Annotated in this window: 7 protein-coding genes; 5 read left to right on the forward strand and 2 right to left on the reverse strand. The window is 43.6% G+C overall.

All coding sequences use genetic code 11. From position 1 onward, the window contains the following. Nucleotides 1-10: 10 nt before the first annotated feature. Together coaD and I2F54_RS00950 are read right to left on the reverse strand one after the other, a co-directional pair. Complete coding sequence (gene coaD, locus I2F54_RS00945; RefSeq protein ID WP_009122098.1) at nucleotides 11-484, reverse strand: pantetheine-phosphate adenylyltransferase; 474 nt, start codon at nucleotides 482-484, stop codon at nucleotides 11-13. Next, the gene (locus tag I2F54_RS00950) at nucleotides 481-2,403 is read right to left on the reverse strand and encodes a DNA topoisomerase IV subunit B (RefSeq protein WP_087412265.1); all 1,923 of its coding nucleotides are present in this window, start codon (nucleotides 2,401-2,403) and stop codon (nucleotides 481-483) included. Before I2F54_RS00950 ends, coaD begins: the two co-directional genes overlap by 4 nt. Nucleotides 2,404-2,807: 404 nt before the next feature. On the opposite strand from I2F54_RS00950, the gene I2F54_RS00955 reads away from it, so the two are divergent. The 5 genes from I2F54_RS00955 to I2F54_RS00975 are packed head-to-tail and all read left to right on the forward strand — an operon-like array spanning nucleotide 2,808 to nucleotide 13,520. Beyond that, complete coding sequence (locus I2F54_RS00955; protein ID WP_195500332.1) at nucleotides 2,808-6,050, forward strand: SusC/RagA family TonB-linked outer membrane protein; 3,243 nt, start codon at nucleotides 2,808-2,810, stop codon at nucleotides 6,048-6,050. 20 nt (nucleotides 6,051-6,070) lie between these two features. Continuing rightward, the gene (locus tag I2F54_RS00960) at nucleotides 6,071-8,068 is read left to right on the forward strand and encodes a RagB/SusD family nutrient uptake outer membrane protein (protein ID WP_039950856.1); all 1,998 of its coding nucleotides are present in this window, start codon (nucleotides 6,071-6,073) and stop codon (nucleotides 8,066-8,068) included. A 30-nt stretch (nucleotides 8,069-8,098) separates the two neighbouring features. Beyond that, entirely contained in the window at nucleotides 8,099-10,009 is a 1,911-nt protein-coding gene (locus tag I2F54_RS00965) for a DUF5123 domain-containing protein (protein ID WP_195500333.1), read from the forward strand. Between the two features lie 29 nt (nucleotides 10,010-10,038). After that, entirely contained in the window at nucleotides 10,039-11,646 is a 1,608-nt protein-coding gene (locus I2F54_RS00970) for a pectate lyase family protein (protein WP_195500334.1), read from the forward strand. Nucleotides 11,647-11,705: 59 nt separating this feature from the next. Next, the gene (locus I2F54_RS00975; protein ID WP_195500335.1) at nucleotides 11,706-13,520 is read left to right on the forward strand and encodes a fimbrillin family protein; all 1,815 of its coding nucleotides are present in this window, start codon (nucleotides 11,706-11,708) and stop codon (nucleotides 13,518-13,520) included. The last annotated feature ends 19 nt before the right edge of the window (nucleotides 13,521-13,539 follow it).

Consider the following 13,539-nt stretch of genomic DNA (forward strand, 5'->3'; position numbering starts at 1 on the left):
TCACTCACCACTAATCACTAATCATTTCATCACTCATTTCCATTCCTTCCGGCAGGAACATGCTTATATCTTTTCCGAATTGCAACAGTTCGCGTACGGTGGTCGAACTTACGCAGGTCAACTCCGGTTCCGTAAAGAGCAGGATGGTTTCAATACCTGTCAGTTTGCGATTTATATCGGCAATGGTTTCTTCGTACTCGAAGTCCTTTACCGTACGTATTCCGCGTATAATCAGATTGGCATCCACTTCCTTGGCGAAGTCGATGGTCAGGCAGTCGTATGATTGTACTTTGATGCGCGGTTCGTCCCGATAGTAATCCCGTATCATCTTTTCGCGCTTCTCGATAGGGAAATGCGTATTCTTATTCTCGTTGATACCTATTCCTATGACGATTTCGTCTATGAAAGTCAGCGCGCGGCGCACTACCGAGGAGTGCCCGATGGTAAACGGGTCGAATGTACCCGGAAAGATTGCTCTTCTCATGATGCTAAATCTTCTTCTATAACCAAGTTGTCGATGATAAAGTTTTGCCGTTCCATGGTGTTTTTTCCCATGTAAAACTCCAATAACTCTTTTACTAAGTCTGTTTTACGTAATGATACCTGTTCCAAACGCATATCTTTACCGATGAAATGTTTGAACTCATCCGGTGAAATCTCTCCCAAACCTTTGAATCGGGTTATTTCAGGATTCGGGCCTAACTCTTCAATCGCTTTCACCCGTTCGTCCTCTGTGTAGCAATAGTTTGTTTTCTTTTTGTTGCGTACACGGAATAGCGGGGTCTGCAAGATATATACGTGTCCTTTCTTTATCAGGTCGGGGAAGAACTGCAGGAAGAACGTGATGATAAGCAGGCGGATGTGCATACCGTCTACATCGGCATCGGTGGCAACAATCACTTTGTTGTAGCGCAATCCTTCGATGCCGTCTTCGATGTTCAGCGCGGCTTGCAACAGGTTGAACTCTTCGTTTTCATAAACTACTTTCTTGGTCAGTCCGTAGGAGTTGAGAGGTTTACCGCGTAGGCTGAATACCGCTTGCGTGTTTACATCGCGACTTTTGGTGATAGAACCGCTGGCGGAATCACCCTCGGTGATGAAGATACATGATTCGGCCTCTTGGTCTTTACCTTTTCCATCACTCAGGTGGAAGCGGCAGTCGCGTAACTTGCGGTTATGCAGATTGGCCTTCTTAGCTCGTTCGCGGGCTAACTTGGTAACTCCGGCAATAGCCTTACGCTCTTTTTCGGAATCCTGTATCTTTTGTAACATGACCTCGGATACCAACGGGTTTTTGTGGAGATAATTGTCCACTTCCGTTTTGATGAAGTCGCCCACATATTTGTTTACTGTAGGGCCCTCAGGCCACATATTGTTAGAACCTAACTTCGTTTTGGTCTGGCTCTCGAACATCGGCTCCTCCACGTCAATGGCAATGGCGGCTACCAATCCGTTACGGATGTCGGCATAATCCTGATTCTTATTAAAGAACTCTTTGATGGTACGGGCAATATGCTCCTTTAAAGCCGTTTGATGCGTACCGCCCTGTGTGGTGTGCTGTCCGTTTACGAAAGAATAGTATTCTTCTCCATACTGATTGGTATGCGTAAAGGCAATTTCGATGTCTTCTCCTTTCAGGTGGACGATGTCATAAAGTCCCTCACTGGTCATATTATCTTTCAGGAGGTCCTCCAGACCATGACGGGAGATAATTCGTTGTCCGTTATAGATGAAAGTCAGTCCTGTATTAAGATAAGTATAATTGCGTAGCAGCGTTTCTACAAACTGGTTCTGAAAAGAGTAATTGAGGAAGAGGGTATTGTCCGGTTCAAAGAAAATGTAAGTTCCGTTTTCTTCCGTACTATCCTGTGTGATATCGCTTTGCAGCACACCTTTCTCGAAAATTGCCGCACGTACTTTCCCGTCACGATAGCTGCGTACCTCGAAACGGCTGCTGAGCGCGTTGACGGCTTTGATGCCGACACCGTTCAGACCGACACTCTTTTTGAAGGCCTTACTATCGTATTTACCGCCGGTATTCAGCTTGCTGACAGCTTCCACCAGCTTTCCTTGCGGAATACCCCGTCCGTAGTCACGTACACTTACGCGGAGATTTTCTTCTATATTGACTTCAATACGTTTGCCGGCTCCCATTTTGAATTCATCGATGCTGTTGTCCATCACTTCTTTCAGCAATACGTAAATACCGTCATCGTTTTGCGAACCGTCGCCAAGACGGCCTATGTACATACCAGAACGGACACGAATGTGCTCCATGTCGTCCAAATGGCGAATATTATCTTCATTGTATTCAACCTCACTGTTACCGGTATTTGCACCGGTTGTCTTTTCCTCGTAATCGGCGGAACCTTCCAATGGCAAAGTCATATTATTATCTTCCATAGAAAACATCTTGTATTGTAAGCACTGATATTTCGCAAAGTTAATAAGAAAATCAATATAAAACACCTATGTAAACAAATATATGTCCTGAAACTTTTCTCGGTTTACCGGATATTTAATAGGGAAAAGTTCGGTTGAAAAGGGTACTTTTTATGGGCTGCTGTTAGTTTTTGAACCTTTTTCATTAATTAGTCCACATCCGTATTATAATGTGTTGCTACTTTTGTTGCGCTATTATATCAATAAGGCGATGTATTTAAATCTAATACATTATTAATTTTATATATATGAATCTAATACTATTACTATGGAGCATTTCAAGGGGTACTCCTATGGTGTTTGGAAATGATGTCACACCGAATTGATATTTAAATAATATACTAATACTAAAAATAAAAACATTTATGAATCAAAAATTCCAGAGGACTTGCTTGGTTGTTCTATTAAGTTTTGTCTGCTTGTTTGCTTTAGCTCAAGGGAAACAGGTGTCCGGTATCGTTAAGGATACTTCAGGTGAGCCGGTGATTGGAGCCAATGTCATTGTGAAAGGTACTACAAACGGCACTATCACGGGTATTGACGGTGATTTTACATTGTCTAATGTGAAGAAGTCAGATGTTATTGTCTTTACTTTTATCGGTTATAAAACGGAAGAGGTTAAATATACCGGACAGTCTTCCGTTAATGTGACCCTGAAAGATGATACCGAATTGCTGGACGAGGTTGTGGTTATCGGTTACGGTACTGTCAACAAGCGTGACCTTACAGGTTCCGTAGCTTCCGTCAAAGCGGAGGATATTGCGGCAGTTCCGGTATCGAGCGCTGTAGAGGCCTTGACCGGAAAGTTGGCAGGTGTGAATATTACTACTACGGAGGGCTCGCCCGATGCGGAAATGAAGATACGTGTTCGTGGCGGTGGTTCGTTGTCGCAGGATAATTCACCTTTGTACATTGTAGATGGATTTCCTGTGTCGAGCATCAGCGATATCGCCCCTTCCGAGATTCAGAGCATCGATGTGTTGAAAGATGCCTCTTCTACCGCTATTTATGGTGCACGTGGCGCCAACGGAGTTATCATCATTACGACCAAAAGCGGTAAAGAGGGAAAAGTGCAGGTGGATTTTGGAGCTTCGTTCGGCGTGAAGCAGGTAACCCGCCTTACCAAAGTACTTGACCCTTATAATTATGTGGCTTATCAGAATGAGATAGATATGGGCAAACATGGCAATTACAGCGATATGGACATTTGGCGTTCGGTGGACGGGTTCGATTATCAGGATGAGATGTTTGGACGTACCGGTAACCAACAGCAATATAATATCAATGTAAGCGGTGGTAGCAAGGAGTTGCAATACAGTGTCAGCTATGCGCATAACGAGGAGAAGAGCATCATGTTGAATTCCGGTTTTAAGAAGGACAACATTAATGCTAAAATTAAATCGGAGCTGAATAAATGGCTTTCTTTGGATTTTAATGCCCGTTTGAGCCATACCGCAGTAGAAGGCTTGGGCGGCGGTGCAGATACGAACGAATCGAATGCGGCTAATTCTACGGTAGCCAATTCGGTTATTTTCCGTCCGATAGACCCTTTGCAAACCAGTACGGATGACGAGGAGAACTCTACAGCAACTCAGAAGACTCCGTTGGAGCGTTTACTTGCCACAGAGAAGGAGCGCGGTACTTTTAATCAGAATTATAATGTCGGTATCAATTGGAAACCGTTTAAGGGTTGGACGTTCCGTTCGGAGTTCGGCTATGGCTGGAAATATGATGATACGGAGCAATACTGGGGAGTGGATGCCGTTTCTAACTCAAAATACGGAAATAACGGTAAACCGCAGGCTTATCTGTTGCGTGAGAAGACCAATAGCTGGCGTAATGCCAATACGCTGACTTATGAAAACAAGGATTTGTTCGATGGACGTGATCGCCTGAATGTCCTCATCGGTCATGAAGTGAGTAGCAGTTTCAAGAAGTCCGTTGAGAATGTATCGGTTGCTTTTCCGAATACGATGAACATCTCGGAAATTAAAGCAAATATGGGTACAGGCACTGCACTTCCTACGCAGTCCACCCTTGGAGCAAAGGAAAACATGCTCTCTTTCTTCGGTCGTGCCAACTATACTTTGATGGATCGTTATTTACTGACCTTTACACTGCGTGGCGATGGTTCCAGTAAGTTTGGTAAAGGTAATCAATGGGGATTGTTTCCATCGGCTGCATTGGCATGGCGTATCTCGGATGAGACGTTCATGGAAAGCGCTAAAGACTGGCTCTCTTCGTTAAAACTCCGTTTGAGTTTTGGTACGGCAGGTAACAACCGCATTAATTCCGGATTGCTTAATACTACTTATTCCCTTTCGGGTAACGACGCCCGCTATCCGGCTTTCGGCGATGCCATGTCTTCCATGCTGGAACATGGTACGAATTTATATAATCCTGATTTGAAGTGGGAAACTACCGTAACCCGTAACCTTGGTATCGACTATGGCTTTTGGAATAATCGTATTTCCGGTTCTATCGACCTTTATTGGAACACTACCAAAGATTTGTTGATGAAAACGGAAATTCCGTCTACTACCGGATACAACTATCAGTACCGTAACTTCGGGCAGACTTCCAATAAGGGTGTGGAATTTTCGATGAGCGCCGTTCTGCTGGATACGAAGAAATACGGTTTGAACTTTACGTTCAATCTGGCATATAACCGCAATAAGATTGATAAACTGACTACGGATACTCCATGGCAGAGTAGCAACTGGGCGGGAAGTACGATTTCCAAGTATGAGGATTTCCGTGTAGAAGAAGGTGGCCGTTTAGGTGAAGTATGGGGATTCAAAACTAACGGATATTATACGGTGTACGACCCTGTTTCCAATCCCAATGGTGATTTGATTTGGGGTGACGGTGAATGGACATTGCGTGACGGACTGAAAGATAATAGTCAGACCATTACCGGCGGTGCTTACTCTCCGGGAGGATTGAAACTCCAGTGCGATGAAAACGGTAACCCCATCAAACAACGGTTAGGTAATACTGTGGCTCCTTTGACAGGTGGTTTTGGCTTTAACGGTAATGTCGGTAATTTCGATTTCAATCTGTTCTTCAACTACTCGTTGGGAAATGTAATTATCAATGGTACAAAGTTGGCTTCTTCGTTCCGTTCCGGCTCAAGGACAGGTTACAATTTGAATAACGACTTTGCATTGGGTAACCGTTACACGTGGATTGACCCGGAAACAGGTTTGAATCTTGCCAGCAGCAGTAGCGCTGTACTCGAAACGTACGGTTCTATGACTGAGGCCGGACTGCGTTTGAACCAACTCAATCGTAACGCTTCAATCTTCCACCCGGCTGCGGTTACGACCATGCAGTTGATAGATTATGCTGTGGAAGATGCTTCTTTCTTACGTATCAACAATATTACCGTGGGTTATACACTCCCCAAAACTTGGGTGAAGAAAGCGTTCCTGCAGAATGTGCGTATATATCTGACCGGATATAACTTGTTCTGCTGGACCAACTATACCGGTGCAGACCCTGAGGTCGATACCAGCAGTAAGCGCAATGCGTTGACACCAGGTGTCGATTATGCGGCTTATCCGAAAAGCCGTTCGTTTGTCGGTGGTATCAATATTACGTTCTAACTCTAAATATATAAATGTATATGAAAGCAATCTATAAAACCTTGATATTGTCGGCGGGAGTCATTTATTTTACTTCTTGCTCCGATTTCCTTGACCAAAGTTCACCGTCAGAGATGAATGACGAAACGGTGTTTAATAATACGTATTATACTAATCTCGCTTTGAATAAGGTGTATGGCGATTTGACACAGGACCAGACCTATTCGAGCTTTCTCCCTATTGTTTGCGGACTGAATACGGACTGCGAATTGGTGGACGGTTTAGGGGTGGATGCAAGCAATACGTCGAATGAGCGTGGATGTATGAACTATAATTGCAGTCCCGGTTGGTCGAGACTGGCAAATGTGTGGGATGCCATGTATAAGCTGATAGAGAATACCAATTTGGTGATTGAAGGCGTAGAGGCAAGTCCTTTGCTGAATCCCTCGGAAGATACGAGTGAAGCGCGGGCTCTTAAGAAAACAATGTTGTGCTATCGTGCTGAGGCGAAAACATTGCGTGCAATGGTTTATCTCGATTTGATACGTTTGTTCGGTGATATTCCTTTTAAGATGGAGCGTTCTCAATCGGATTTGAGCAATGCTTATCTTGGCAAGACAGACCGTGATGAGATTATGGACTCGTTGATTACAGATTTGGAAGAGATTATCCCGGACCTTCCGTGGGCAGGTGAGGACGGATATACTACGGAACACGTTACACGCGGATACGCTCACGGATTATTGGCCAATATCGCGCTGACACGTGCCGGCTTTGCTATCCGGGAGAAAGCGAAAGAGGGGTATATTGAAGGAGAGAACAGCGATCCTGTCTATCCGACCCAACGTTGTGACGACGAGACGCGTGCCAAAATGTACAAGTTGGCGGAGCAACATCTGGCTGCTGTCATCAACTCCATGAAGCATTCCCTGACCACTTCGGTAGAGGAGTATTGGCGACAAATGAATGTGTGTGAGTTGCAGACCGTACAACCGGAAAACTTGTTTGAAATCCCGATGATGCTGAATAAAAGCGGTGAGTTAGGATATACGGTAGGTTTCCGTGTAAGCGGAGCAAGCAGCTACTTCGGGCTGAAAGGTAATTCTTCCGGCAAGCTGAAATTGACGGCTCCTTATTTCTGGTCGTTTGACCACAGTGGAAAAGATACGCGGCGTAATATTACCTGCGCACTGTCGGAGTTTTCTACAGATAAAGATACGAAGGCGTTTCGTGAAACCCTTTCCGGTAACAAGCCGTTCTCTATCTACTGCGGCAAGTGGGATTACCGCATGATGGCGGGTAATACGTCATGGCTGGAAGCCGTACGTGCGGGAGATGCGTCCGCCAAGATTTGTTCGGGTATCAATGTGGTGAAGATGCGTTATCCGCATGTTTTGCTTATGTATGCAGAAGCGGTTTATGAAAATTACAAGACGGAATCGGCTCAAGGAGTGGATGCGGATGGAAATGTATGTGTGATGACTGCTAAAGATGCTCTGCTGGCTGTTCATAAACGGGCTTATGCCGATGCGGACAAGGCTGTCGGAGAAGCTTTCATTGAGAAGGTTATTGCCGATAAAGGTTTCATGGGTGCCATTATGGACGAGAACGCATGGGAACTTGCCGGTGAAGGTGTACGTAAATTCGACTTGATTCGTTGGAACGAACTCAGTAACAAAATCGATGAGTTCAAAGAGGCTTATAAGGAATGTGTAAATCTTGCCGACCAGGCGGGGGGCTATCCTTCAAAGGTATATTACAAGTACAAAACCACTGCCGTATATGCCGACCAGGAGATAGACATGAATAGTATCAATTGGTATGAAAAACCGTCGAGTACAAGTGGCTTCGAGAGTAAGGATTTCTGGGGTAAGGAATTGAATGACAGTAAGGGACAGGAACAGTTGACGATTAACCTGCCGAGCATTTCATCCGGTTTGAACAAGGAGGTGAAGAACCGCTATTTATTGCCCATCGCTTCTACTACCATTTCTACATCGAATGGAAATTTGTATAACTCTTATGGCTACGCCAATTAATTTGCAGAACCTATAACAATGAGAAACATTATGAGAGATTTTAGATATATTATCGGTTTGGGAGCATTGCTGCTCTCGGTCGTTCTTAGTACGAGTTCTTGTACCGACGGCAATGATTGGGAGGCGGATTCGGCTTATGCTCGTCTTTTCGGTACGAAGACGTCCAGTTTCACGGTTACTCCCGCGGAAGATATTGCACAGGCTGAAGTTTCTTGGCAAGGTACTCCGGAAACGAAAAATTATATTATAGAAATCAGTACTGCTCTTTTGACGGACGAAGTGGAGCCGGGAACCTCTGAGGGGAGTATTGTTTTCGGTAATGGGGATGAGCAGATAACGAAGACTGCTTATACGCTAAAGGAATTGAGCCCGAATACGGAATATTATGCACGTATCAAGTCGGTGAACGGAGATAAAGAGTCCGATTGGGTTTATCTGGAAGATGGGACTTTTAAGACTTGTAAAGAAGAACAAGTATTGGTGACTCCTTCCACCGATAACGGTGACATTGAAGAAAAATCCATCCGTATCTCTTGGCAACCTTGCAAAGTTGACCGTATCCGCATTTATACGGAAGACGCTTCTTATGATGAAACTATTGAACTTTCGGAAGCTGATATAGCGTTTGGTTCGTGTATTATTTCCGGCCTTACCCAAGGAACACGCTATACGGTTGAAATCTATAATGGAGAGACAATGCGCGGAAGCATTGAAGTAATGACCGGTGAAGGCGAGATGTTGCCGATTACAATCGGTAATGTCCAAACAAACAGCGCTACTCTTGACTGGAATTATGTTGGCAATGTCAGAGCCAATGCATATACTCTGGTGGAAGGTACGGAATATTCTACTGCCAATCCGGTTTCCTTTGATGGTAACAGCGGCCTTATGCTGAATAGTCTCAATGATTATACTACTTATACATTTGCTTTGCTGAATGGTACGGCTGTGATGGGATATAAGACATTTACAACAAAACGCGCTATTCCTGCCGGGTACGCGGTGATTGAGATAGGTTCAGAGGATGACTTTATCACTGAAGTAACAAAGAGCATCACTCGGAATACGGTATTTAAGCTGGCTTCCAATGCTGATTTTACATTGAAGAAAATGAAGGATAATGGCAGCGGGGTGGATGACATAAAGATACCGAGTACTTCCGGTATAAATGTAATTGTTTGGGGTGAGGAAAGTGATGATAGTAAAGCTGTGTTGAGGTTGGCCAGTGCATTGGGAATCAAGGGAAGTTTCCATACGATAGAGCTCTTTAATTTGGAGATTACTACTACTGTCGAGAACGCCAATGGTCGTATATTTAATATTCAGGATGATTCCAACACATTCACGGAAATGAAGATAGAAGCCTGTGATATTTTAGATGGACAAGTCTTGTTTAGAGTGAAACATGGAGAAGGTAAGCCTAGCTTAGGTATACTGACAATTAGTAATTGTATAATCGGCAATTTTACAAAGGATGGAAGCTTGCTTAATCTGTCAGAAGAAAAGAGTGGTACATTGAAGAATATCAATATAAAGAACTCCACTATCTGGAATATGGCTGGTAAGGTTATTTATGCCAAGAATGCTTCAGACCGTACGTATACAATTAGTGGATGTACTTTCTACGATGCTCCTAACGATGGCAAAGCTTTCTTCGATGATAATGTCAATTCTGAATCTACGACTATTAAAATCTCGAATACGTTGTTTGGTGGTAACCAAAATATTGATTCGGCAATAAGAAATAAAAATACAGTAACAGCCGAGAATGTTTATTCCGCCAGTGACTTTACTTACGGTAAAAACGGGTGGCCTGCTTCTTCCACAGTTATGAACATTGATAAAACCAGTGCGGAGCTATTCCCGAATGCAGCGACTGGAGACTTTACCGTAGCTCCGAAAGATTATAAGAAATTCGGTGACCCGCGTTGGAATAATTAAAATCAGAATCAAATAATAAAGATAGAATTATGAAAATAAAATATTTGTTGAGTTGCAGCCTTTTGGCGGGAAGTGCATTGTTTGCGTCATGTACTTCCATTGAGCCCAAATTGGATAATGATTATAAGCCTCTCCTTCCGGAAGAAATTCCGGAAGGTACCATTACCCAATTGAATTACGGTGAGTTACGTGCTTTTCCCGGAGCTGAAGGACATGGACGTGACGTTACAGGCGGACGTGGTGGTAAAGTCTACCATGTAACGTCATTGGAAGACGGCGGTGACGGTGACCAAGGTACATTCCGCTGGGCGGTCCGCCAAAGCGGTGCACGTACTATCGTGTTCGATGTAGCGGGTACTATCCACTTGAAAAAAGCGTTGAAGATAGAAGCTGATAACATAACCATTGCCGGACAGACCTCACCGGGTGGAATCTGTATAGCGGATCAAGCCTTTACCATTGCCGCTAATAATGTTATTATACGCTTCATGCGTTTCCGTCCGGGTAATCCGGCGGATGATGTGGACGGTCTTGGCGGTATGGATAGAAAGAACATCATCGTAGACCACTGTTCTGTAAGCTGGAGTTCGGATGAGACTCTTTCGGTTTACGGTATGGAGAACTCTACCGTACAGTGGTGTATTGCTTCGCAGGCACTTTACTTCACACAGGCAAAGGATGGTAAAGCGCATGGCTTTGCCGGTAACTGGGGTGGGCACAATGCTACTTATCACCATAATCTGATAGCACACTGTGACAGCCGTACACCGCGTCTTGGCCCTCGTCCCTCTACTTTGGAATTGGGCGAACAGGTTGATATACGTAATAATGTTTTCTACAACTGGGGTGGCGAAGGATGTTACGGTGGTGAAACACAGCATGCCAATCTGGTGAACAATTATTATAAGCCGGGACCTACCACTGACTTGTTAAAAGACAGAAGATGTTATCGTATCGCACGCATTGGCATTTACGGTCAGAATTATGATAACGGTGAGGGATTCGAGCCTTTTAAAGGAATATGGGGACGATTCTATATTGACGGCAATTATATGTTTGGCAATGAGGATGTGACTGCTGATAACTGGACAGACGGTGTTTATGCACAACAGGAAGACAATGACGGTAATGATTATACTTGGGAGTCCGAGGGTAAATCGGTCATCAATAACGGCAGCCAGGTAGTAGATGTTAAAGGAGTTACTACTCATACGGCTGAAGCAGCCTACGATCAGGTATTGAAGTATGTAGGTGCTTGTAACTATCGGGACACTTATGACAAATTCATCATGGATGAAGTAGCTGAGCGTAAGGCAACGTGCAATATTCAAGGGAGTAACCATAAGTTGGGTTATATTAACCATCCGAGTGAGCTGGTAGGTATTGTAGAAGGAGTGGATGAAAATGGCTATCCTGTATTGGTACAGGTGGCGGATAACGATTTGACCGATACCGACGGTGACGGTATTCCCGATTATTGGGAAACTCAGTACGGATTGAACAAGGATTATGCTGCCGATGGCAATTTAAAGACTGTTGATGAAAATGGTGAATATACCAATCTGGAAATGTATCTGAACAGTTTGGTACAAGACATTATGGATAAGTGTCGCGAGGGTGGCACGGTAGTCGAGTAATGGTTGTACCGGATGAACGACACGGAATATTTATTAATATCAAAATAACGGATAGTACTATGAAACTTTTTAAACTATTTACTTTAATGGCGGCCGGAACAATGATTACGGCTTGCAATAACGAGATTGAGAATCTTTCCCGGAGTGCGGATAACCGAGTGATGTCTTTGCAGACAGCCGGGAAAGCGTATACACGTTTCAATGATGTGACTAATACATGGGAAAATAATGATAAAATAGGTGTGTATATGTATGGTGCGGGTGCCGGGAGTACTGATATTCTGAATGGTGCCGAGAACGTCTTGTTTACTACACAGGGCGGAGAAAGCCCTGTGAATTTTACTTCAGAGACCGGTATCCAGATTGCGGGTGAGAATGCCAAGTTTACAGCTTATTATCCGCAAAATGGAGATATTACCGGCAGTATTTATAAAGTTGCATTGGGAAACCAGGCAGATGGCTATGCTGCTCACGATTTAATGTGGGCTGTGAATGATGATGTAAGTAGTGAGGATGCCAAGAGTTTGTCTATGACGTTCAAGCATCAGTTGGCAAAACTTGCCATTGAGATTACTTCTAATAGCGGTGAGACTGTACAGAGCGTATCTATTCAGGGAATATCTATAAGTGCCGATTTCAATATCGCTACCGGTGAGTTTTCTAATGAAGCAAAAGGTTATATCACCCCCTGCAAGACTGCCGGCAATAAATATAGTGCATTGGTTTTACCTACTAACCCGGCTACAGCTCTCAGTATGATTATTACTACTGATGCAGCAGAGGATAATACGTATGAGTATACTTTCAATTCCGGTACTATTTCTGAATTGGAGGCAGGTTACATATACACTATCAAAATCGGTTTAGATGAATCCGTATTGGGCAGTGTAGACCAGATTGAAGGCGGTAACTCTCCGTATGAACCGGGTGGTAATGTGGACGGTAATGCTGAAGCTGTGACACCGGAAATACCCGGATATATGGTCGTAGAAGCACCTGCTGATGATGCGGATGCATTGGCCGGTTGCCTTGATGGAAAACGAGATGCTATTGCCTTGAAGTTTGTTGCTGGAAAGACTTATAAGGCAGATATGATTACCGTACCTGCAGGAATTACGGATTTGTTATTGATTGGAAAAGAGGGACAGGCAAAGGTTACGATGAAAGGGTTGGACTTTGAGTCCGCAACATTGGAAAAACTGACAATACAGAACCTGGAAATAGCCGGTGATGCGAATGCTAGATTTTGTAATAAACAGTTGGCTACTGGCGCAGTTATAACCGTTTCTGGTTGTTATATTCATGATGTAAAAGCTCTTTATGGGGAAGGCGCAGAGATTGGTGGACAAAATATTGTATCATCTATGACTATTGATGATTGCATGATATATAATTCTGCTACAATATTGGATAAAGGCACTTGTGAATCTGTCATACTTACCAATTCAACATTATATAACTTTAACGGACAAGCGTTCCATGCTTATAAAGGTGACAGTGATTTGGCTGAAATAACAACCTTCGAAATTGAAAATTGTACATTAGTGGATATGGGAGATGCAACAATTTTCCAGAATACAGGTGGAAAGGCGGGAGCTCTTTTCTCGACTTTCAAGAATACAATCGTATTGGCTACATGTAAGAATATTAATTGGAATGTGAAACAAGATTCAGAAACAATCTTTGTAAATAATTATGCAGCTTCGGATGGAGCTTGTATCAGTTCGTTAAAATCATATGACGGTGGTGAGTATATAATGGATGTAACTAATACAAGAATAATGCTTTTCCCGAATGAAAGTAACAGTACTGTTCTAGGTGGAAAAGATTTTTCAACTTCTGTAGATGCAGGTGACCCGCGTTGGAAGAAATAACTAAAATCAACAAGCAGTT

The organism is Bacteroides clarus (assembly GCF_015555825.1).
In the GTDB taxonomy this organism is placed as follows: Bacteria; Bacteroidota; Bacteroidia; order Bacteroidales; family Bacteroidaceae; genus Bacteroides; species Bacteroides clarus.